The organism is Nocardiopsis chromatogenes YIM 90109 (assembly GCF_000341185.1).
GTDB lineage: Bacteria > Actinomycetota > Actinomycetes > Streptosporangiales > Streptosporangiaceae > Nocardiopsis_A > Nocardiopsis_A chromatogenes.
Genome location: NZ_ANBH01000138.1, coordinates 35537 through 56725 on the forward strand (window position 1 = coordinate 35537; position 21189 = coordinate 56725).

21 protein-coding genes and 2 pseudogenes are annotated in these 21189 nt (G+C 74.0%); 12 read left to right on the forward strand and 11 right to left on the reverse strand.

What is annotated here, in order from left to right; genetic code table 11:
* Nucleotides 1-28: 28 nt before the first annotated feature.
* Together D476_RS0114275 and D476_RS0114280 are read left to right on the forward strand one after the other, a co-directional pair.
* The gene (locus D476_RS0114275) at nt 29-847 is read left to right on the forward strand and encodes an NAD(P)H-binding protein (protein WP_026123500.1); all 819 of its coding nucleotides are present in this window, start codon (nt 29-31) and stop codon (nt 845-847) included.
* A gap of 46 nt (nt 848-893) precedes the next feature.
* Complete coding sequence (locus D476_RS0114280) at nt 894-1916, forward strand: haloalkane dehalogenase (RefSeq protein ID WP_017624619.1); 1023 nt, start codon at nt 894-896, stop codon at nt 1914-1916.
* A gap of 20 nt (nt 1917-1936) precedes the next feature.
* Here the strand turns inward: D476_RS0114280 and D476_RS40110 are convergent.
* Nucleotides 1937-2026 (reverse strand): annotated as a pseudogene (locus tag D476_RS40110) (hypothetical protein); the annotation flags it as partial.
* A 308-nt stretch (nt 2027-2334) separates the two neighbouring features.
* On the opposite strand from D476_RS40110, the gene D476_RS33300 reads away from it, so the two are divergent.
* Complete coding sequence (locus D476_RS33300; protein WP_017624620.1) at nt 2335-3570, forward strand: FAD-dependent oxidoreductase; 1236 nt, start codon at nt 2335-2337, stop codon at nt 3568-3570.
* A gap of 105 nt (nt 3571-3675) precedes the next feature.
* Here D476_RS33300 and D476_RS0114290 read toward each other — a convergent pair whose 3' ends face one another.
* A complete protein-coding gene (locus tag D476_RS0114290) occupies nt 3676-4212 on the reverse strand; it encodes an RICIN domain-containing protein (protein ID WP_017624621.1) in 537 nt (178 codons plus the stop codon).
* Between the two features lie 590 nt (nt 4213-4802).
* On the opposite strand from D476_RS0114290, the gene D476_RS0114295 reads away from it, so the two are divergent.
* Nucleotides 4803-5729: a hypothetical protein gene (locus tag D476_RS0114295; protein WP_017624622.1), complete on the forward strand. Its 927-nt coding sequence runs from the start codon at nt 4803-4805 to the stop codon at nt 5727-5729.
* 61 nt (nt 5730-5790) lie between these two features.
* Here D476_RS0114295 and D476_RS0114300 read toward each other — a convergent pair whose 3' ends face one another.
* From D476_RS0114300 to D476_RS0114310, 3 genes are all read right to left on the reverse strand, one after another.
* Nucleotides 5791-6474: an ABC transporter ATP-binding protein gene (locus D476_RS0114300; RefSeq protein ID WP_017624623.1), complete on the reverse strand. Its 684-nt coding sequence runs from the start codon at nt 6472-6474 to the stop codon at nt 5791-5793.
* Nucleotides 6471-7616, reverse strand: coding sequence for an ABC transporter permease (locus tag D476_RS0114305; protein WP_017624624.1), 1146 nt, complete (start codon nt 7614-7616; stop codon nt 6471-6473). The genes D476_RS0114300 and D476_RS0114305 overlap by 4 nt, the downstream gene beginning before the upstream one ends.
* A gap of 209 nt (nt 7617-7825) precedes the next feature.
* A complete protein-coding gene (locus tag D476_RS0114310) occupies nt 7826-8119 on the reverse strand; it encodes a putative quinol monooxygenase (RefSeq protein WP_017624625.1) in 294 nt (97 codons plus the stop codon).
* Between the two features lie 213 nt (nt 8120-8332).
* Between D476_RS0114310 and D476_RS33305 the strand changes: the two genes are divergently transcribed.
* From D476_RS33305 to D476_RS0114325, 3 genes are all read left to right on the forward strand, one after another.
* Nucleotides 8333-9589, forward strand: a complete 1257-nt coding sequence (locus D476_RS33305; RefSeq protein ID WP_239648705.1) for a sensor histidine kinase — start codon at nt 8333-8335, stop codon at nt 9587-9589.
* Complete coding sequence (locus tag D476_RS0114320) at nt 9586-10257, forward strand: response regulator (RefSeq protein ID WP_017624627.1); 672 nt, start codon at nt 9586-9588, stop codon at nt 10255-10257. The genes D476_RS33305 and D476_RS0114320 overlap by 4 nt, the downstream gene beginning before the upstream one ends.
* Nucleotides 10258-10311: 54 nt before the next feature.
* Nucleotides 10312-11553, forward strand: a complete 1242-nt coding sequence (locus D476_RS0114325) for an FAD-dependent oxidoreductase (RefSeq protein ID WP_051061742.1) — start codon at nt 10312-10314, stop codon at nt 11551-11553.
* Nucleotides 11554-11678: 125 nt separating this feature from the next.
* Here D476_RS0114325 and D476_RS0114330 read toward each other — a convergent pair whose 3' ends face one another.
* Nucleotides 11679-13070 carry a condensation domain-containing protein gene (locus D476_RS0114330; RefSeq protein WP_017624629.1) on the reverse strand — a complete coding sequence of 464 codons (1392 nt, stop codon included), beginning with the start codon at nt 13068-13070 and terminating at the stop codon, nt 11679-11681.
* Between the two features lie 633 nt (nt 13071-13703).
* Nucleotides 13704-14306, reverse strand: coding sequence for a CGNR zinc finger domain-containing protein (locus tag D476_RS0114335; RefSeq protein ID WP_239648706.1), 603 nt, complete (start codon nt 14304-14306; stop codon nt 13704-13706).
* Nucleotides 14307-14398: 92 nt separating this feature from the next.
* Here D476_RS0114335 and D476_RS0114340 point away from each other — a divergent pair, with 92 nt between their 5' ends.
* Nucleotides 14399-15100: a haloacid dehalogenase type II gene (locus D476_RS0114340; protein WP_017624631.1), complete on the forward strand. Its 702-nt coding sequence runs from the start codon at nt 14399-14401 to the stop codon at nt 15098-15100.
* A gap of 70 nt (nt 15101-15170) precedes the next feature.
* Nucleotides 15171-15908 carry a VOC family protein gene (locus D476_RS0114345; RefSeq protein ID WP_026123502.1) on the forward strand — a complete coding sequence of 246 codons (738 nt, stop codon included), beginning with the start codon at nt 15171-15173 and terminating at the stop codon, nt 15906-15908.
* Nucleotides 15909-15965: 57 nt separating this feature from the next.
* On the opposite strand, the gene D476_RS0114350 is transcribed toward D476_RS0114345, so the two are convergent.
* The gene (locus tag D476_RS0114350) at nt 15966-16451 is read right to left on the reverse strand and encodes a cupin domain-containing protein (protein ID WP_017624633.1); all 486 of its coding nucleotides are present in this window, start codon (nt 16449-16451) and stop codon (nt 15966-15968) included.
* An 80-nt stretch (nt 16452-16531) separates the two neighbouring features.
* On the opposite strand from D476_RS0114350, the pseudogene D476_RS40115 reads away from it, so the two are divergent.
* Both D476_RS40115 and D476_RS38505 read left to right on the forward strand, forming a co-directional pair.
* Nucleotides 16532-17062 (forward strand): annotated as a pseudogene (locus tag D476_RS40115) (LysR family transcriptional regulator); the annotation flags it as partial.
* Nucleotides 17063-17145: 83 nt separating this feature from the next.
* On the forward strand, nt 17146-17364 hold the full coding sequence (locus tag D476_RS38505; protein WP_204366991.1) for a hypothetical protein: 219 nt from the start codon (nt 17146-17148) through the stop codon (nt 17362-17364).
* A 5-nt stretch (nt 17365-17369) separates the two neighbouring features.
* Here the strand turns inward: D476_RS38505 and D476_RS0114365 are convergent, their stop codons facing one another.
* A complete protein-coding gene (locus tag D476_RS0114365; RefSeq protein ID WP_239648707.1) occupies nt 17370-18548 on the reverse strand; it encodes an MFS transporter in 1179 nt (392 codons plus the stop codon).
* An 86-nt stretch (nt 18549-18634) separates the two neighbouring features.
* Between D476_RS0114365 and D476_RS0114370 the strand changes: the two genes are divergently transcribed.
* Nucleotides 18635-19078: a winged helix-turn-helix transcriptional regulator gene (locus tag D476_RS0114370; RefSeq protein ID WP_017624637.1), complete on the forward strand. Its 444-nt coding sequence runs from the start codon at nt 18635-18637 to the stop codon at nt 19076-19078.
* A 518-nt stretch (nt 19079-19596) separates the two neighbouring features.
* Here D476_RS0114370 and D476_RS0114375 read toward each other — a convergent pair.
* Nucleotides 19597-20187, reverse strand: coding sequence for a TIGR03086 family metal-binding protein (locus D476_RS0114375; protein ID WP_026123505.1), 591 nt, complete (start codon nt 20185-20187; stop codon nt 19597-19599).
* Nucleotides 20188-20435: 248 nt separating this feature from the next.
* Complete coding sequence (locus tag D476_RS0114380) at nt 20436-21155, reverse strand: hypothetical protein (RefSeq protein WP_017624639.1); 720 nt, start codon at nt 21153-21155, stop codon at nt 20436-20438.
* Nucleotides 21156-21189 lie beyond the last annotated feature (34 nt).

Below are 21189 nucleotides of genomic sequence, written 5' to 3' on the forward strand. Positions count from 1 at the left end.
TCAGTCAACTAACTTACATAGGGGCCTCATGATTGTCGTGACGGGAGCCACCGGGAACGTCGGCCGCGAACTGGTCCGCATCCTCGACGAGGCGGGCGAGGCGGTGACCGCGGTCTCGCGCGGCGAGGCGCGCGGCCTTCCCGACGGCGTGCGCCATGTGCGGGCCGACCTCGCCGACGCCGATGGTCTGCGCCCTGCGTTCGACGGCGCCGACGCGCTGTTCCTGTTGGCGGCCGGGGACGATCCGCAGGGCGTCCTCACCGCCGCGAAGGCGGGCGGCGTCCGCCGGGTCGTGCTGGTCTCCTCCCTCGGCGTCGTCACCCGCCCGGACGCCTACCGCCACCCCGCCGCCTTCGAGGCCGCGCTTCTCGGCTCCGGCCTCGACTGGACCGTGCTGCGCTGCGGCGGGTTGGACTCCAACGCTTTCGCCTGGGCCGAGTCGATCCGCGCCGAGCGGGTGGCCGCCGCCCCGTTCGGCGACGTCGGCCTGCCGATGGTCGACCCGGCGGACGTCGCCGAGGTCGCCGCCGCCGCGCTGCTGCAGCCCGGCCACGCCGGCTCCGTGTACGAGCTCACCGGACCCGCCCCGACCACCCCGCGCCAGCGGGCTGCGGCGATCGGCGCCGCGCTCGGCGAGCCGGTCCGATTCGTCGAGCAGGCCCGCCAGGAGGCCCGAGACCAGATGCTCGCGTTCATGCCTGAGCCGGTGGTGGAAGGCACCCTCGCCATCCTCGGAGAACCGCTTCCCGCCGAGCGCCGGGTGAGCCCCGACGTCGAACGGGTCCTGGGCCGTGCGCCGCGCCCCTTCACCGACTGGGCCGCCCGCAGCGCCGCCGCCTTCCGCTGATCCGGTGGGGCGCCGCGCCCCTCGACGCACTTTTGGGAGAACCCGTATGCCGACCACCCCCGTCCTCGACTCGACGATCGTCCACCGCGAGCGCGGCACAGGCGCCCCGATCGTATTCCTGCACGGCAACCCCACCTCCTCGTATCTATGGAGGAACGTCCTGCCGGCCGTCGGTCGGGGGCGCCTGCTCGCTCCCGACCTGATCGGCATGGGCGACTCCGGCAAACCCGACATCGACTACGCCTTCGATGACCACGCCCGCTACCTCGACGCCTGGTTCGACGCGCTCGACCTCGACGGCGCCGTCCTGGTCGGCCACGACTGGGGCGGCGCGCTCGCCTTCGACTTCGCCGCCCGCCACCCTGGCCGGGTCCGCGGCATCGCCTTCACCGAGACCATCGTCAAACCGATGGCCTGGGAGGAGTTCCCCGAGGGCGGCCGCGAGCTGTTCCGCGCCATCAAGACCGAGGGGGTGGGGGAGGCCATGATCCTCGACGACAACATCATGCTCGAGAAAGGGCTGCCCGACACCGTCGTCACCCCCCTCGACAGCGCGGCCCGGGAGGCGTACCTCCGTCCCTACCCGACCCGCGCGAGCCGCCGACCGCTGCTGAAGTGGCCACGCTCCATGCCTCTAGGGGGCGGGCCCGCCGACGTCGTGGCCCGCGTCGAGGCCTACGACGCATGGCTCGCGAACAGCGTGGACGTCCCCAAGCTCCTGATCGACTTCGCGCCCGGGCCGGGCGCCATGATGGGGCCCGGTCTCGTCGCTTGGTGCGTGGAGCACATGGCGGCCCTGGAGGTCGAGCGCCATGAAGTCCCCGCCGGGCACCACACCCCGGAGGATCGCCCTGCCGAGATCGCCGCGGCGGTCGCCTCTTGGGCGGACCGGCACGGGTTGCGCTACCGCGGGTGGTCTCGCTCGCCCTCCACCCGCTCGGCGAGCACCTCCACCCCCTCACGGATCCGGTCCTCCTCTTCAGGGAACAGCGCCCGGATCGCGTTCAGATCCGGGAGTCGTTCCAACGTCAATATCTCAAGACCGACGACCCGCCCGTCCTCGTCGTAGTCGGCGATGAACTCGCCGTGGTCGCGGGTGTGCGCTACGGCGGCCTGCCTCAGGGCCGCGTAGGCCGCACCGGCCTCGTGATCGATGGAGACGTCCGGCATCTGGGCCATACTCCTCACGGTACTTCCATGGCCGTCTTGACAACGGATCTTCTGTCTCCCCGGAGTCGTCCCGGACGGCGACGCAGATCTTGCGCCCGTCCACGGTCCATCCGAAGAGCCTGTAGGAGCGGTTCACGGGGTCGTGGACCAGGCAGGCGGCGCGGGCCTTGTCCGGCGAACCGGCGAAGTGGGGCTGTCAGTTACGCGCGAGCACCCTGCCCTGGCCGCATGCGGCCAACGGGCGGGCGCCCCCTGCGCGGGTGTGACGGCGTCTAGTACTACTGGATGTCGTACTACTCGACGTAGAGAGTGGGGTCATGCGCGTTCTCATCACCGGTGCCGGGATCTCCGGGCTGGCCGCCGCCCGGGCGCTGCTCGCCGCCGGGCACGATGTCACCGTCCTCGAACGCTCCCCCGAGCTGCGCGACGGCGGCTGCGCGGTCGTCCTGTGGCCCAACGGCACCGCGATCCTGCGCGGGCTGGGCGCCGACACCTCAGGGGCGGAAGCGCCCCTGACCGGCGTCGCCGTGCGCAGCTCCACCGGAAGGCCCGCGATGACGGTCTCCACCGGCGGCCTGGAGGCCGCCTACGGCGCGCCGACGATCACCATCACCCGCCGCGACCTGGTGACCCGCCTGGCCGACGGCGTCCCCGGGGACCGCATCCGCTTGGGCGCCCGCGCGGTGCGGGTCCTCGACGGCGACGGCGATGTGCGGGTGGTCACCGAGGACGGCCGCGAATTCACCGGCGACCTGCTCATCGGCGCCGACGGAGTGAACTCGGCGGTGCGCGCCCACGTCGCCGGATCCGAGGCGAAGGCGCGCGCCCGCCCCACCGGCGCCGCCACCTGGCAGGGGCTCATCCCCGCCCCCTTCGCCCTCGACGACCGGTTCACCATGTACATGGGGCGCGAGGGCAGTGTCGGCATGGCCCCGGTGGCCGACGGCCTCGTGCAGTGGCTCATCGACATCGAACAGCCCACCGGGCAGGGCCACGACGATCCGGCGCGCGCGCTGCCGCTCCTGCGCCGCGGCTACGCCGGGTGGGCGCCCCAGGTGCGCGGCCTGCTGGACGCCCTCACCGAGGACGACCTCGCCCTGTACCCGCACCGGCGCCACTACCCCCCGCTGCACTGGTGGAGGGGCCGGTGCGTGCTGATCGGCGACGCCGCCCACGCGATGCCGCCGATCCTGGCCCAAGGGGTCAGCCAGGCCATGGAGGACGTCGCGGCCCTGGCGAACGCGCTCGCCGACGCCGCGCAGGCGGCGGGGTCGGGCGGTGAACCGGACCTGGGATCCGCACTCGCCGCCTACGCGCGCGCCAGGAACAAGCAGGCGGTCAAGGCCGGTGACGGGGCGACCGGCAGTATCGCCACCTCGGGCCCGCGGGCGCTGCTCCAGACCGACACGATGATGCGCCTGGCCCGGCTGATCCCCGGACGCGCCCCCACAGCGATGTTCGAGAGGATCATCGCCGGGATCGCCCACGACCCCCGCGGGCCCAAGGCCTACGCCCTCGGAGGCACGGAGGCCGCCGGAGGCGACCCCTTCTAGCGGTCGGCCCGGCGTCGGCGCGGACACACCTGCGTGGACACAAGGGGAAGGCCCGTTCCGGAGCGTGCTCCGGAACGGGCCGGGAGTCGGGCGGCCCGCCGTGTTCTACAGCGCCTCGAAGGCCCAGCGGTAGTCCGGGTCGAAGCTGTGGCGGTACCCGAGCTTGAGGAACGACCCCGTCCACGCGGGGTTCTCCAGGGTCACGCCCAGGCGCGTGTTGCGCACCGGCACGATCTGGTGCGCGTTGTCGACGTTCGGGAGCAGCCATTCCTGGCGGTCCCGCCCCGTGCAGTCCACCTGCTCGACCCGCTGGCCGACCGTGCTCCGGCCGTCCTTGGGCTCAAGGCACAGGTTGCTGTACAGGTTGCGGATCTCGTAGGTGGGGGCGCCATCGGTGAACCCGGCATGGCTCACCTCCCAGTCCATGCCGCGGTAGTCGGCCGGCCAGACCCGCACGTCGACCCTGAAGGGCGCTCCGGCGTAGGGGACCATCCGGGCGTCGTTCGCCTCGAAGCGGATCTGGTAGTCGGTGCCCTGGGCGAGCTGCGGGGACTCGGCCGAGGCGGGCAGCGCGGTGCCGAGCGTTGCGGCGGTGGCGGTGGAGAGGAGGACGGCGGCGGTCGCGGCCATCTGCTTCTTCAACGCAGAAATCATGGAATTCCCGTCGCTTTGCTGTCATGGGGGAGTCGGATGGGCATTGCGGGGACTTCGGCCGGTCCGACGGAAAGAAGCCTCGCATGGCCGCGGAAGCGGCGGCAAGAAAACAATTCCCGTTCGCGTCGACGGTGACGGTCGAGCGGCAGTCCATAAAACGTCCTCATAACGCTCGCGCTGCCGCCAAGCGTGGATCGCCCCACCTTTCGACCTGCTGGTCTCCATTGGTGGTCGGTGTGCGCGAATGTGCCTCGGGATCCGGATTACGGGTCTCCGCAAGGCCTGTCGCCGACGTCGGCGGGCGGGAATCCATAAGCCATTCAATGGGAGTATTGCTTCACGAGCAGGTCATATCGGGCATGTAGATGGATTCGCCTTTATGGATGCTTTTTGGGGGCGTGTGGGCACCCCCGTCCGCTTCTCCCGACCCCGAGGCCCCGGCCCGAGGGGGTGACGACCGGTGTCCCGGGCCGCCCCGGGCGGGCGTGGACCGCCACTCGTCTGGCAAACTTCTCATTCCAGGCATATAGGAATGACCGGGCGGAGTCCGTCGGGCGGTCCGGCCCCGGGAGGCGGGTATGAGCGGTGACGTCGGAGCACGGCTCGGCGCGCGCATCTCCCGCCACTCCACACGCAACCCCAACGGCGCTCTTCCGTCGGCGGGCGCCGTCGTGCTCGGCCTGGCCGCCCTGCCTTTCGGGATCGCCGAGTGGAACGATGCCGTCGAGGCCGCCGGGAACCGCGCCGCACCGGTCCTGGTCGGCGTGCCCGCGGTCCTGGTGATCACCGGGACGATCGCCTTCGTGCTGGCCCTGCTCCACAAGGACGAGGAGTTCGTCCTCCATGAGCGCGGCCTCCTCCGCCGCCGGGGAGAGACCACCACGACGGTCGCCTGGGAGGAGATCACCGGCGTCGTCGACAGTCGTCCGCTCACGCTCAGCCGCTGGCAGCGCCGCCTGGGCTACGAGGTGTGGTGCATCGTGTGGTCACGCAACGGGACACTGCTGATCACCGGGCACACCGAGGGCGCGGCGGAGCTGGCCCTGACGATCAGGGCCGAATACGAGGCCCGAAGACGTGCGTCCCGGGGCCCCGCGCCCCCGCGCCGCCCCGTCCGCGGGACGTTTCTGGCCGTTCCCGGGCTCGCCCTGGTCTTCATGGGATCGCTCGTCACGGACGATCCGGAGACGGCCTCCATCGGGACGGTGTGCCTGCTGTCCGGCGCGTGGTGCTTCGGCCGCGGACTGCGCAGGCTGAATCCTTGGCGGAACCCGCGTCCCGGGGCCGGCCGGGGGTGGACCCGCAACGCGTGGGCCGCCGCCCTGCTGAGCGTGTGGGCGCTCGTCCTCGATGCTCTGGGCCTGGGGGCCGCCGTGAGTACGGGCCTGTGGGCGGGTGCCGCGCTCGGCCTGCTCGCGTGGGCGTTCCACGCCTCCTGGAAGGCCGGGCACGTCGGCTACTGGAGGTCGGTCGTGCGCGGCCTGCCGTTCCTGCACCGGCCCTGACCGGCGGCTCTCGGCGCCGGGGCCGAGGCCGACCGGAACGCCGGATCCCCCGCGTCCCCGCTCAGCCGGTCGGCTCCGGAACCCGGAGCCGACCGTCGAACACCTCCGCCACCCGGTCGGCCGCGCCCAGGTGCGCCCGGTCGTGGGTGACGAGCACCGTGGCGGTGCCCTGCTCGCGGGTCAGGCGGGCGATCAGGTCGATCACCGCCGAGCCCCGCTCGTGGTCCAAGGCGCTGGTGGGCTCGTCCACCAGGAGCACGGCCGGGTCGTTCATCAACGCGCGCGCGATGTTCACCCGCTGGCGCTGGCCGCCGGAGAGCTGGTGCGGGCGCCGGTCCGCAAGGTCCGCGAGGCCGACCGCCTCCAGCAGCTCCAGCGCACGCGGCCGCGCCTTGCGCGGCGACCGGCCGTCGATCTGCGCCATCACCTGCAGCTGCTCGGCCGCCGTCAGCGACGCCAGGAGGTTGGGCTGTTGGAACACGATGCCGATCCGGCGCCTGCGCAGCTCGGCCAGCCTTCCCGGCGCCAGCCCCTCCACGCGCACGCCGTCCACGGCCACGGTGCCCGAGTCCGGCCGGATCAGCGTGGCGGCCACCGCCAGCAGGCTGGACTTGCCCGACCCCGAGGGGCCCACGACCGCGGTCAGCCCGCCGCCGGGCACCGCCAGCGACACCCGGTCCAGGGCGGTCAGCCGCCCGTCGCCGTCGGGGTAGGTCAGGGTGACGTCGTTCAGTTCCAGTCTCATCGTGCGCTCCCCAGGGCGGTCAGCGGGTCGACGGAGGTGATGCGGCGGACGGACATGGCGGCCCCCAGCGCCCCCAGGGCGACCATCACGGCCGCCGGGGCGAGCACGGTCCCCGGTGTCAGCACGAACGGCACGTCGGAGCCGGACACCGCCGCGCCCAGCGCCGCAGCGGCCGCCGTCCCGGCCGCGGTCCCGCCGACCAGCAGGACCAGCGCCTGCCCGAGAGCGTCGCGCAGCAGCGTCCCGGTGGAGGCGCCCAGCGCCTTGAGCACCGCGACGTCGGGGCCGCGCTGGATGGTCCACACGGTGAAGAACGCGCCGATGACCAGGGCCGAGATGGCGAACAGGAACCCGCGCATGAGCTGCAGGGATCCGTTCTCGGAGGTGTAGGAGCCGATCGCCGCCAGGGAGTCGGCCTTGGTGACGGTCGTGGTCCCGGCCCGCTCGTCGGTGTCCGCGGCGGCCGCGTCGGTGTCGGGACCTCCGTCGGTCGTCAGGGCGATCACGGTCGCGGTCCCGCCGCCGTCCGCGCCCCCGGAACCGTCGGAGGGGTCGGCGGGCCCACTCGGCGGGGCGATGCCCTGCCAGGCCTCAAGGCTCGTCCAGACGACGGGGGTATGGCTGAAGGAGGCGTCTCCGCGGACCTCGGTGACGGTCAGCTCCCGGCCCGCGACCGTGACGGTGTCGCCCTCGGCCGCCCCGAGGTCCTCGGCGGCGCCCTCGGACAGCACGGCGGAATCCCCGCCGAAGCCGTCCGGAACGGGGCCCAGGCCCCCGCCCGGGCGCACCCCGAACACCGAGACGGCGGCGATCGCCCCGTCTGCGTTCCCGTCCCCCGCCTCTGCCTTGGTGGTGGCGACGCCCAGCGGCTCGGCGCTCTCCACGCCGGGTTCCTGCGCCCACCGCCTCCACTGCCGCTCGGTGACGGCCGAGTCCGAGAAGGACGGGCCGCCGTCCCCGCCGCTTCCGGAGAAGGCGATCATGTCGGCGGGCAGCCCGGTGACCGCCGAGACGTTCTCACGGGCCAAGCCGGCCGTGAGCCCGGACAGCATCCCCACCAGGAGCGTGATCAGGACGATCACCGCCCCGATCAGCGCGAAGCGCCCCTTGGCGAACCTCAGGTCCCTCCAGGCGACGAACATCTGCGGCCGTCCCTTCCGATGACGTGTGACAACCCCTCCACTGTCGTCACGCGCCCCCGGCCGGGGCATCGGGAAGGAGTGGGCTCTCACGCGGCCGAAGGGCGCAGGCCGGTCTCCAACTTTCGGCAGATGACGGCGCCTTCGGCCCTCGGGAAGACTCGCGGGGTCCCGTGTCGGCGGGGGGCCCCCCGNCCGGGGCCCGCGGCCGGTCAGTCGAACGGCGGCCCGGAGGAGGAGACCACGTGCTTGAGGACCTCGTCCCTGGTGATCTCGACGCCGGTCGACGGCTCCGGAGCGACGGCGCGCCAGGCCTCCAGCGTGTCCTGCGACTCCCAGCGCTCGAAGATGTTCACCCGCCCGGGGTCGGTCGGGTCCGGCGATATCGACAGGTCAAGGCACCCCTGGGCCTGTCGCCCCGCGCGCACGATTCCGTCGACGCCTTCGAGGAACCGGTCCCGCTCCCCCGGGTCCACGTACACCCTGCCTGCGACGATGACCGTCACGACGCACGTCCCTTCGCTCGCGCCCCCGGGAGCGGCGGACCGGTCCGGGGGCAATGCCCACACATTGCACCCGGTACCGACTCCCCTGAAGCGCCGATCTCATCGCTCCGCCGCTGCCGGAAGGACGCCGACGAACGCCCCGGAACGCCCGACCGGTACGGCGTCCCAGGTCACAGCCGTCAGGAGCGCTAGGGTGAGGTGCTCGTGAATCGCTTGACTCCCACGCTCCGCGTGCTCGCCTGGTGCCTGCACCTGCTGGTGGCCGGGCTGCTGGCGCTGGTCGCGGGCAGGGCCGTGCTCGACGGGCGCCCCGACGCCGGGGCCGTCGCCGCCGCGGCGGCCGCCACCGGGGCGGTGTACGCGGCCGGGCCGCTCATCCCCCGCGTCGCCGCCTCGCGCCGTGCGTCGGCGGTGTGGCTCGCGGTGCTGGGCGCGGTCTGGGCGGTGCTGCTGGTCCTGTCCGCCGAGGCGGTGTGGCTGGCCTTCCCCCTCTACCTGGTGCAGCTGCACCTGCTCCCCCGCTGGGGCGGACTGGCGGCGGTCGCCGCCACCGCCGTCGCGGCGATCACCGCGTTCGCCGCGCACCAGGGCGGGCTGGCCCCCGCCGTCGCCATCGGCCCTGCGCTGGGCGCGGCCGTCGCCGTGGCGGTGGTGTGGAGTTACCAGGCGATGTACAGGGAGAGCGAGAAGCGGCGCCGGCTCATCGAGGAGCTGACCGAGACACGCGCCGACCTGGCGCGCGCCCAGCACACCGCCGGGGTGCTCGCCGAGCGCGAGCGCCTGGCCCGGGAGATCCACGACACGCTCGCCCAGGGCTTCTCCAGCATCCAACTGCTCCTCAGGGCCGCCCAGCGTGCCCTGCCGGACCGGCCTGAGGCGGCCTCCGACCACGTGGACCGCGCGCGCGAGGCGGCGGCCGACAACCTCGCCGAGGCGCGGCGCCTCGTTGCGGCCCTCACGCCCCCGGCCCTGGAAGGGCGGAGCCTGCCCGACGCCCTGGAGCGCCTGTGCGCCACGGTCTCGGAGCGGCACCCGCTCACCGCGCGCTTCCACCTTGAGGGCACGCCGGTGCCGCTGCCCACTGCGCACGAGGTGGAGCTGCTGCGCATCGCGCAGTCGGCGCTGGGCAACACCGTCCGGCACGCCCGGGCCGCCCGCGCCGACCTCGCCCTGCGCTTCACCGGCGCCGGGCCCGACCCGGAGGCCGTGCTGGAGGTCGCCGACGACGGCACCGGGTTCGACGCCGCCCTGCCGCCCGCGACCGATCCCGAGGGCGGGGGGTTCGGCCTGGCGGCCATGCGCGCCCGCATGCGCGCGCTGGGCGGGTCGTTCACCGTCGACACCGCGCCCGGCCGGGGGACGACCGTCACCGCCCGCCTCCCGGTCGCCCCGGCCGCGGACCCCGCCGCGCTCGAACACGGACCCGACCGCCGCGAGGACGGCGGCACAGCAACGGAGAGGCGCCCATGACCCAGGACCCGACCACCCCCGCCCCCGTCCGCCTGCTGCTCGCCGACGACCACCCGGTGGTGCGCGCCGGGCTGCGCGCGGTCCTGGAGACCGAACCCGGCATCGAGGTCGCCGCCGAGGCCGGGACCGCCGAGGAGGCCGTCGCCCGGGCCGCCGAGGGCGGCATCGACGTCGTCCTGATGGACCTGCGATTCGGCGGCGGCATGGGCGGGGCCGAGGCCACCGCCGCCATCACCGCGCGCGCGGGCGGGCCGCGGGTCCTGGTCGTCACCACCTACGACTCCGACGCCGACACCCTGCCCGCGATCGAGGCCGGGGCCACCGGCTACCTCCTCAAGGACGCCCCGCCCGAGGAGCTGGCGGCCGCCGTGCGCGGGGCCGCCGCCGGGCGCACCACCCTGGCCCCCTCGGTCGCCGACCGGCTGGTGACCCGCCTGCGCACGCCGGGCGGCGCGCTCACACAGCGCGAGATCGAGGTGCTGGGGCTGGTCGCCGAGGGCCTGTCCAACCTGGCGGTCGGCGAGCGCCTGCACCTGACCGAGGGGACCGTCAAATCCCACCTGGCGCACATCTACACCAAGCTCGGCGTGGACTCGCGCACGGCCGCCGTGGCCGCCGCGGCCGAAATCGGCTACATCCGCCGGGGGGGNGCCCCGACGGGTAGGTAGGGCACGACGGCGGCCCCGCGAGGAAGGGGCCGCGGCCCGACGATCGGAGGCGCCATGGACGAAGCGGCCGGTAGGCGCGAGACGACGACGTGTGCGGTGATCGGCGGAGGCCCGGCCGGGATGTTCCTGGGCCTGCTGCTGGCCCGGGCGGGCGTGGACGTGACGGTGCTGGAGAAGCACGGGGACTTCCTGCGCGACTTCCGCGGCGACACGGTGCACCCCTCCACCCTCACCCTGCTGGACGAACTGGGGCTGTGGGGGCGGTTCTCCGCGATCCCGCAGAGCCGCCTCGAACAGGCGGTGATTCCGTTCGGCGACGGCGAGCAGGTGACCGTCGGCGACATCCGGCGGCTGAAGGTCCCCCACCCCTACATCGCGATGGTGCCGCAGTGGGACCTGCTGAACCTGCTGGCGGAGACGGCATCGGAGGAGCCGTCCTTCGCGCTGCGGATGAAGACCGAGGCCACCGGCCTGATCCGGGAGCGCGGAGCGGTCCGCGGGGTGTACCTGAGGGGCCCCGAGGGCGACGGCGAGCTGCGCGCCGACCTGGTGGTGGCCTGCGACGGCCGGGACTCGGTGCTGCGCCGCTCGGCAGGGCTGGCCGCCCGCGAGCTGCCGGTGGACATCGACGCCTGGTGGTTCCGGCTGCCGGGGGACTCCCCGATCGGGGAGGCGCTGACCCCGCGGCTGGAGAAGGGCCGGATGCTGGTGGTGATCCCCCGCGAGGGGTACATGCAGATCGCCTACCTGGGCCCCAAGGGCACCGACGCGCAGTTGCGGCAGCGCGGCATCGAGGCCTTCCGCGAGGACGTGGCGCGACTGCTGCCGGACGCGGCCGACCGGGTGGGCGAGCTGCGCTCGATGGACGACGTCAAGCACTTGAACGTGCAGGTGAACCGCCTGCCGGTGTGGTACCGGCGGGGGCTGCTGTGCATCGGGGACGCCGCGCACGCGATGTCGCCGGTGGGCGGTGTGGGCATCAACCTGGCGGTGCAGGACGCGGTGGCGGCGGCCACACGCCTGGCCGAGCCGCTCAAGGAGCGGCGGGTGTCGGTGGGCGACCTGCTGGCGGTGCAGCGGCGCCGGTCGCTGCCGACGCTGGTGACGCAGGGGCTGCAGCTCGCGATGCACCGCAGGGTGGTCGATCCGGTCCTGCGCGGCGAACGCGAGGGGCCGCCGACGCTCCCGTTGAGCGTGCTGAGGAACTTCGCCCCGGCGTCGCTGCCGCTGGCCTACGCCATCGGCGTCGGTGTCCGCCCCGAGCATGCCCCGGACTTCGCCCGAAGGGACGAGTGAGGACTTCGACGGGGCTTCCTCGGAGAGCGGGCCGGAACGGCGGGTCCCCCCGCCCCGGCCCGCTCTCCGGGAGACGGCGAGGGCGAGGGCGAGGGCGCGAGCCGGGGGGTTCCCGGGGCGCGGGGTCAGAACTCGCCGCTGTCGGCCAGGCCGGCCAGCACCCCGGTCAGGGTGGCGGTGAACGAGGCCTTGGTGCGGTGGGCCTGCGGGGTGTCGGCGTAGATCGTGTTGACGTGCATGCCGGTCTCGTTGCGGTGGAACCAGAAGCAGATGCCGTTGCTGTGCGAGGCCCAGATGTGCTTGCGGGCCTTCAGGGCGTGCTGCCGCTCGCCGCCGGGGCTGCGGCGGAAGTCCAGGTAGGAGAAGAAGTTCACCGCGTACGGCCAGGAGCGCAGGTCGGCGTATTCGGGGGCGAGCAGCCGCCAGGCCTTGACGAAGGGCACGTCCAGGTGGTCGCGCATGTCGGCGGCGGCGTCCCTGACCCCGGCCACCACCTGCGCGAAGTCGGCCCCGGCCGGGACCGGGAACGCGATGGGCATGGTGTTGACGAACCAGCCCATCGCCTCGGCGTAGCGGCCGCGGCCCCGGTCGCTGACCGGCATCAGTCCGCGGTAGACCTCGGGGCCGCCCTCGCGGCGCAGCGCCTCCCCCACCGCGGCGAGCACCCCCATGAACACCTTGCCGTCGGCCTTGCGGCAGTGCGCCTCGAAGGCCTCGGCCCCCGCTCCGGTGAGGAGGGTGTCGGTGTCGTTGACGGTGCCGTACATCTCCCCGGGCGCCACGCCCAGATCGAGCGGGAAGGGCGGGAAGAACCCGCCGTTGTCGCGCATGAACGCCTTCCAGCGGTCCAGGCGGGCGTCGTCGGCGCCGAGCGAGGCGTGGCGGAGGCGCTGCTCGTGGCCGAAGTCGAGGTAGCTGCCGACCCCGGGCCGCCCGGGGGCCCGGCCGCGGGCGGCGGCGGTGTAGGCGGTGGCGATGTCGTTGACCGCGATCGGCGTGGACAGCCCGTCGGAGACCAGGTGGTCGAAGCCGAGGAAGACGGTGGTGGACTCGGGCCGGAGGACGGCACCCATCGCCAGCAGTGGCCAGGACAGCGTGTCGATGCGGCGGAACCGGTCGTCGACGTGGTCGCGGACGCCTTGGCGGGTGGTGATCGGGCCGATGTCGACGGGATCCAGGACGGTGTCCCCGGCCGCCATCGGCCGACAGGTCAGGTCGCCGCCGAGGTGGCGGAACTCGCAGCGCAGCACCTCGTGGCGGCGCACGAAGTACAGCAGCGCGGCCTCCAGGGCCGCGCGGTCCGGCGGGCCGGGCAGTTCGAAGGTGCAGGCCACATAGGAGGCCAGCGGTTCGTCGTCGGTGCGGGCGTCCAAGGCCACGCTGAAGTGCTTCTCCTGGTTGTAGGAGCCGTTCCTGTCGTCCTTCGCGGACGCACCGGAGGTCTGCGGCGGGCGCAGCCTCCACTCGATGACGTGTCCGGGAGCGATGTCGAGCTCGGTGATCGGGGCCTGAAGCACCGGTGAAAACCCTTCGGTTGTCGGCGGCCCTCCCGTGGCGCACGGCCGTGCGGGAGATCGGGCGATGCGGGCGCGGGACCCGTGCGCCGCTGGACCCGGCGGGCGTTTCGGCCTTCCCGAACGGCGAAAACTCCGCACCGTTTCCATTCGGTCGCTCAACGCTACAAGTCCGGCCCGGGCGCGGTCCGGCGGATTGGCCAAATTGGTGGGCCGTTGCCGCTTTGCACCTTCAGGGCCCCGGGGACCGGCCCCGGCCGGAGCCCGATCCGATGGGGCGGCGGCCGAGGCCGGTCCCGTGCCGTTTCGATCCCGATGACGCGGACCGCCCGCGCGGCGCCCACTCCCCGCACCCCGGAGGTCTCTCGGCCGGTCGGGGCCCGGCGGGGACCGGCCGTTCCGCTGCCGTGGGCAGGGTGGGTTCCGTCGGTCATCGCGCCCCCTGCCGCCAAGGGGCGCCATGGACCCCTCCGGGGCCCGCGACGACCTCCGCCCCTGAGGCCGACGCCCACTCGAACGCGAACGGGCCGCTGCGCCGGTAATCCCCAAGGGCACCGACCGCTCGGTGCACACGGCCGGCCCCGCCCACGGGGAAGGAATGGCGCCCCGGGGCCTCTCAGACTCACCGCCCCCAGGTCACGACGGGCGCGCCCTGCGGGCGCGGTGGTTGGCCACGTTCACCCGGTTGCCGCACAGGCCCGGCATGCAGTAGCGGCGGCGACCGGGCCTGGTCGTGTCGATGAACGCACCCCGGCACGTCGGTGCCCCGCAGGGGCGGAACCGCTCCTCGCCCAGCGCGCGGACGGTGCCCAGGATGCCGACCCCGCAGACCAGCGACAGCGCCTCGGCGATACCCGCTCCCCCGCCGAGCCCGACCGCCCAGCCCGCCCTGCCCGGGTGTGCGGGGTCGTCGACCAGGAAGGCGCCCCTGCCGTGCCCGGTGAGCGCGGCGGCTCCGGCGGTGAGGCGGCCGCGGTCGGGGTGGTCGATCAGTTCGCGCACGGGTCCGCGCAGCGCCCGTACCGCGTCCAGGTCGGCGCCGTCCGCGCGGCGCGCCAGCTCGGACAGCGCCGCTCCGGTCCCGGGGCGGGCCGACCGGCCGCCGTACAGGTCGGCGAAGTCGACGAGGGCCGCGGTGTCGGGGAGCCGGTCGGCGCCGCGCCACACCTCGGCGGTGGTGTTGACCAGCTCGGTGGCGACCCCCGCCGCCCACGCGTAGTCGTCCAGTGCCACTTGCATCCCCTGCGGACCTCCGACTAGCTTCGATTAAAAGCCAGTTTACCCCTTACATCGGCGGGCGGCGCCCTCCGATCGACCGAGGAGGCCCGCCCATGCCCGTCCCGCAGCCCGACGCCCTCGTGTTCGACGTCCTGGGCACGCTCGTCGACGAGCCCGCCGGAATCCGCTCCGGCATCCGCGCGTTCGCCCCCGCCCTCGACGACGCGGCCACCGAACGCCTCCTGGCCCTCTGGCAGCGCCATATCGGACGGGAGCAGGGCCGCATCGCCGAAGGCGGCCCGTACCGGGACTCGGCGGCCCTCGACCGGGAGGCCGCCCGGCAGGTCGCCGACGCCGTCGGCGCCGGGGGCGACGGTTCCGGGGGCGCGGCCGCCGTCGAGGCGCTGGCCCGGTCCGCACGGCGACTCCCGCCCTGGCCCGACACCCGCGACGGGCTCGCCCGCCTCGCCGAGCGCTTCCCCCTGGTCGGGCTGTCCAACGCGAGCCGGTCGGCGCTGCTGGAGCTCAACGCCTACGCCGGGCTGCGCTGGCACCTGGCCCTCTCCGCCGAGGACGCCCGCGCCTACAAGCCGTCGCCGGAGGTGTACCGCCTGGCCGTGGAGGCCTCGGGCCGCCCGCCGGAGCGGCTGCTCATGGTCGCCGCCCACGCCTGGGACCTGCGCGGCGCGCAGAGCCTCGGCATGCGCACCGCCTACGTCCGCCGCCCCGTCGGCGACCCGCCCGCCCCCTCGGACCGGTTCGACCTGTACGCCGAAGGGCTCGCCGACCTCGCCGACCAGCTGGACCGGGCCTGACCGCCGCCCTGCGCCCCGCCGGGGCCGAATACGGTCGAAATCCGCGAACGGCTCTGCGACACTCCCTGCCATGGCTCTCCGATTCGTTCAGGTGAACATCAATGCGTCTGATCCGTCGCGTTTGGGGCGATTCTGGGCGGACGCCCTCGGCTGGGAGGTCACCAACGACACCTCCTACGAGGTCAACCTCGAACCGGCCGGGTTCACCTACCCGGAGCCCAGCGCGCTCGTGGTCGACCTCGTCCCCGTGGACGACCCGAAGGTCGGCAAGAACCGCGTCCACCTGGACCTGGCCTCCCACTCCGCGGAGCACTACGCCCAGACGGTGCGGCGGCTGGAGGGGCTGGGCGCGACGCGGACCGACATCGGCCAGGGCGAGCAGTCCTGGACCGTCCTCGCCGACCCCGAGGGCAACGAGTTCTGCGTGCTCGAACCGCGTGAGTCCTACCAGGGCACCGGCCCCATCGCGGCGGTGGCGGTGGACTGCGCCGACCCGGCGGCACAGGCGCGCTTCTGGAGCCGGGCCACCGACTGGGAGGTCCACGACGTGGACGAGGACGGGGCGAGGCTGCGCTCGGCCGCGGGCACCGGCCCCTACGTGGAGTTCATCCCCACCCCGGACGCGAAGACCGTCAAGAACCGCGTCCACTTCGACCTGCGCCCCTATCCGGGCGACGACCAGGCCGCCGAGGCCGACCGCCTGCGCGCGCTGGGCGCGACCGACGTCGACGTCGGGCAGAGGGACGAGCCGTGGATCGTGCTGGCCGACCCCGAGGGCAACGAGTTCTGCATCCTCACGGCCAAGTAGTCACCGCTTCTCAGAGGCGGGCCGCCGCCCGGCGGCGCGGCGGCCCGCAGGCGCCCGTCAGGCGGCGGGCCCGGTCGCGTATCGGCTCATCGCCTCGATGTTGGCCTCCGGAGTCAGCGGGCGGCCGTCGGCCATCGCTTCCTGCAGGTCCCGGAAGTACTGCACATAGAAGTCGGGCGTGAACGTGCTGAGCATGCGGGCGGGCCGGTCGGTCACGTTGGCGAAGGTGTGCGGGGTGCCCGGCGGCACCACCACCAGCGTGCCCTCCGCGGCGTCGTGGTCCTCCTCCCCCACCGTGAACCGCACCGTCCCCGAGAGGATGTAGAAGCCCTCGTCGTGTTCGGCGTGGCGGTGCTGCGGCGGCCCCTGCGTGTGCGGCGGCAGCACGGATTCGGCGATCGCCAGCCGGTGCCCGGTGGTGCCGCCGTCCTCAAGGACGCGCATGCGCGTGGCGCCCAGGACGATCGTCTCGCCTTCGCCGGGCCCCACCACGGAGACGCCGGTGGCGGCCTGGGGCACGCCGGTGTTGGATTCGTCGGTCATGCCCACGAGTGCACCGCCCCGGCCCACCGGTGTCCAAGACCCGATCCGCAGCGCCGATACCCCGCGGATATCGTCGCACCATGGAGCTACGGGCCTTGCACTACTTCGTCGCGGTCGCCGAGGAGCTCCACTTCGGCCGCGCCGCCACCCGCCTGCACATGAGCCAGCCACCGCTGAGCCGTGCCATCAGGCGGCTGGAGGCCGACGTCGGGGCGCCCCTGTTCACCCGCTCGCCCTCCGGTGTCGCGCTCACCCCTGTGGGGGCGGTGCTCCTGGACGAAGCGCGGGCGCTGCTCGACCACGCCGACCGCGTCCGCGCGCGTGTGGGGGCGGCCGCCGGGGCCCGTGCCCTCACCGTCGGCATCCTGGGCGGCGCCGCGGACCCGGGGACGGCCCGCCTGGCCGCCGCCTTCCGGCGCCGCCACCCCGGCATCGACGTCCGCGTCCGCGACACCGACCTGACGGACCCGACGTGCGGATTGCACGCCGGGCTGGTCGACGTCGCCGTGACCCGGGCCCCGTTCGACGAGACCGCCCTTGCGGTGCGCATCCTGCGGACCGACCCGGTAGGGGCGGTCCTGCGTACCGACGACCCGCTGGCGGGCCGTGACCGGCTGCGGCTGGNTTCCCGCAGGGGACCGACCCCCTATGGCGGTCGTACTGGAACGGCGGCAGGGAACGCGAGGGCCCGGTGGTGCGCGCCGTCCAGGAGTGCCTGCAGGCCGTGCTGTGGAACGGCACGGTCGGCCTGGCGCCGCTGGGGCACGACCTGCCCGAGGGGCTGGCCGCCGTGCCGGTGTCCGACATGGCGCCGAGCCGGGCGGTGGCGGCGTGGAACGAGGGCGACACGAACCCCCTGGTGCGATCCTTCGTCGAGGCCGCGGCCGCCGCCTACGGCCGCCGCGGCCCCTGAACGCCTCAGCGGCGCGCGGCCGCGCCGGACAGGTCCCGCGCCCGCGCCCAGACGAGCAGCGCGAGCAGGGCGTAGGCGGCCCCGGCCAGGCAGGAGGCCCACCAGCCCCACGCAGTGTAGGCCCAGGCCGAGGTGACCGCCCCGAGGGCCGACCCCAGGGAGTAGAAGGCCATGTAGGCCCCGATCACGCTGCTCGCGCGGTCGGGGTGCGCCGTGGTCAGCTGGTGCTGGTTGCCGACGTGCACGGCCTGGACCGCGAAGTCCAGCAGGACGATCCCCGCGATGAGGGGCCACAGGCCGGTCCCGGTCTGGACGATGAGCCCCCACGAGGCGACCAGCCCCGCGAGTGACCATCCGCTGATCCTCCGGGCGTGCCCGCCGTCGGCCCACCGTCCCGCGCGGGCGGCCCCGAGCGCTCCGGCGAGGCCCACCAGCCCGAACAGGCCGATCTCGGTCGTGCCGAACGACCACGGCGCGGCTCCGAGCGGGAGGGCCAGGCCGCTCCAGAGCGTTCCGAAGGAGGCGAAGAGGAAGAATGCGATGGCGCCCCGGTCGAGGAACATCCGGTCGGTGGCCACGAGCCGCGCCATCGCGGCGACCACCTGCGTGTACCGCTCCCGGGACGGCCGGGGGTCCGGGCGCAGCCCGAGGCGCACGGCCGCGGCGAGCACCAGGCACAGCAGCGCGAGCGCCAGGTAGACGGCCCGCCAGCCCGCCGTGTCGCCCAGGACGCCCGCCAGGACGCGCACCCCCAGGATGCCGGTCACCACCCCCGAGGTCACAGCGCCGATGGTGCGCCCGCGCTCGCCCGGCGTTGAGACGGCGGCGGCATAGGCCACCGCGACCTGCACCACCACCGCGAACAACCCGGCGGCCGCCAGCCCGACGGCGGCGACGGGCCCATCGGGCGCCAGGGCCGCGGTCCCGGCTCCGGCGGCGACGAGCACCAGGTGCACGGTGATGAGCCGCCGCCGGTCCACCACGTCGCCGAGGGGCACCAGCAGGACGAGCCCCGCGACGTAGCCGAACTGCCCCGACGCGGCCAGCCACCCCAGCGCCCCGGGGGCCACGCCCAGCTCGGCCCCCGCGGCCTCCAGGACCGGCTGGATCGCGTACACCGTGGACACCGCCGCGGCGCACACCGCGGCCAGGACGATGCGCTGCGCACCCGTCACCCCTGGCACCACGACACCTCCAATTGGTTTCATTTTGAAACCATCGAAGGCTAAGGCAGAATGGTTTCAAAGCGCAACCGGCAAGGAGGGGTTCGATGGCGGACACCGGAACCGACCGGGACTGGACCGACCCCGCGTGCCCGGTCGCCCGGACCGTCGACCTGGTCGGCGAGCGCTGGAGCCTGCTCATCGTGCGCGACGCCATGGAGGGCCCGGCGTCCTTCACCGACTTCCGGCGGCGCCTCGGGATCGCCCGCAACATCCTCAGCGACCGGCTCCGCAGGCTGGCCGACGCCGGGATCCTGAGCACCAGCCCCAGCGGCAGGCGGCACGTCTACGAACTGACCGCGGCCGGGAAGGACCTGTTCACCGCCATCGTGGCGCTGCGGCAGTGGGGCGAGCGCCACGCCTTCGCCGACGGCGAGCCCCGTTCGCGCCTGGTCGACGCCGAGGGGCGGCCGGTCGCCGAACTCCGCCCCCAGGGGCGGGGCGGTGCCCCGGTCAGCAGCGATACGACCCGGGTGGAGAGGGCCGGGTAGGTCTCACCTCCCCGGCCCTGATTATGTCGACGGGAAGTGGGAGCGCCTGTCCGCCGGTTCCGACAGCGCTCAGATGACTCGGCGCGGCGCGGCGCGGTGCCGACGGGTTCCGACAGCACCAGGACCTTCCTCGTCGCCGGGCGTGGCCGCCGCTCGCCGCACCTCAGGGCCGCTCGCCCCCGCTTCGCTGCGGGCGCTCCACCTCGGCCAGCGGCTTCCCAGGTGGCGATGGGGGCGGCCGTCGGGGAGGAGGTGGGTACGCCCCGTCGCACGTGGCGCCGTCAGGGCTCATCGACACGGCCTTGAGACGAGCGCAGGCGCTGTCGAATCCCGTCGGCAGACGCTGCCCACACCCACGAACAGAACCACCCGCCCCCGGCTCCTCCGGCATCCAAGGGCCCCGGCGTGCCCCGCGGGGACGGCGGGTGGAGCGGGGCGGGCGGGCCACCGCTCGGAGCCGAGTCCGCCCGCGGCGGTGGTGGCGGTCGCCACCGCTCCGGCTCCACCGCCACCGCTGACTAGGGGCGGCGCCCCATGTAGGCGGCCAGGCGGGTGTAGATGTCGGCCTCGTCGGACACCGGTACGGCCGGCTTGAATGGGCCTTCCTCGCCGCGGGCCTCCGGCGGCGCGAACGCCGAGAACCCTGCGAGGGCCCGCTCGGCGAGTTCGGGGTCGAGATCGGCCAGCCGCCCGGTGGCCTGGGCGATGTCCCACGAATGGACCGTGAACTCGTGGGTGTAGGCCTCGACGGCGGTCCGGCCGGGAAGGGTGGCCCACGGCACCGTGACCGTGCGGTCGAGCTTCTCGTCGTCGGCCCACACCCGTTCGAGCTCGCTGCGGCCGTGGGCGAACGCATCCGCCCAGCCGTCGTCGGCGACACCGTCGATGACGTCGGGGACGTCACGCGCGTCGCCTCCCCTGCCCGCGCGGGCGAGTTTGTGCAGTACCGCCACCACATGCCCGAGCAGCGCGCGGACGTCGTAGTCGGCGCAGGGGGTGCGGTCGGCCAGCTCTTCGGGTCTCACCGCTGCGACCTGCCGCTCGGCCTGATCGAGTGCCCTGGCGAAGGTCGGTCGGGGGTCTTCGGCCGTGTTCTGCTCTGTCGTCATGGCCGGACTTTACGAGGCCGCGCCGACAGCCGATACCGCCATTCGTCGGTCACTGTCGGTCACCCCGCCGCGCGTCTCCCGGGCCCATGTGCCGGAGCCAACCGGCCGGTGCCCTCTGCCGCCCTCCACCGGCCATGACGTCCCGTCGCCACCGACACGGCTCGTTGGGACTCCGTATCGGTGTCATCGGGGCGCCGGTGCCGGGGCGGGACGGAGCCCCCGCCACCGTCATTCCGTCGGCGGCGTGCTCACGCCAGCGGTCGCCAGTCGAGGGCGGCCTTCCAACGCTCGTGGCCCTCGGCGTAGCCCTGGAAGGCGTGCACCACCTCGTCGATGTCGGAGACCAGGACGCGGAAATGCCGATCGGCCTCCCCCTCCCGGTACTCCAGCCCGAAGACGCCGTCGGGGAGCCCTCCGGCCCGCTCGCCGATTCCGACCTGCATGAACCAGCCGGGGCGGCGCTCCAGGCAGGCGAACCAGTTCCGGTGGGTGATCTGGCCCAGCAGCTCGGGGAGGTCGTCGGGGCGGGGGGCGCCGACGATGCCGCCGTCGCAGAAGTCCAGCCTCGGGCCGTCGGTGTCGGCGGTCTCCGGCGGGTTGTGAACCCGCATCGCCTGCGGGTCGAAGCAGACCAGGCCGTGCATCTTGGCCAGTTCGACGACCACCGGGGCGACGTCCCGGGCGGCGGAGAACCCCATCGTCGTGATCACGTAGAGGCCGGGAAGGTGGCTCGGGGTCATGCTCCAGGGCGAGGCCTCCGCTTCGGCCGCGGCCAGCCCCTCCAGCGGGGGGGACTCCCCCAGGAGATCGGCGTGGAAGTCGTCGACCCGCTGGTCCGCCGCGACCCCGAACTCCGCCTCGTCGGCGTCGGCGACCCTCTCGTCTCCACACAGCCACCAATAGGTGCGTAGGGCCTGCGGGCATGTGATGGGGCGGTTCTCGCGCCACACGCCAAGGTCGAAGCTCATCGTCCGCACTCCCGGGTCGTTTCCGTGATCGAGC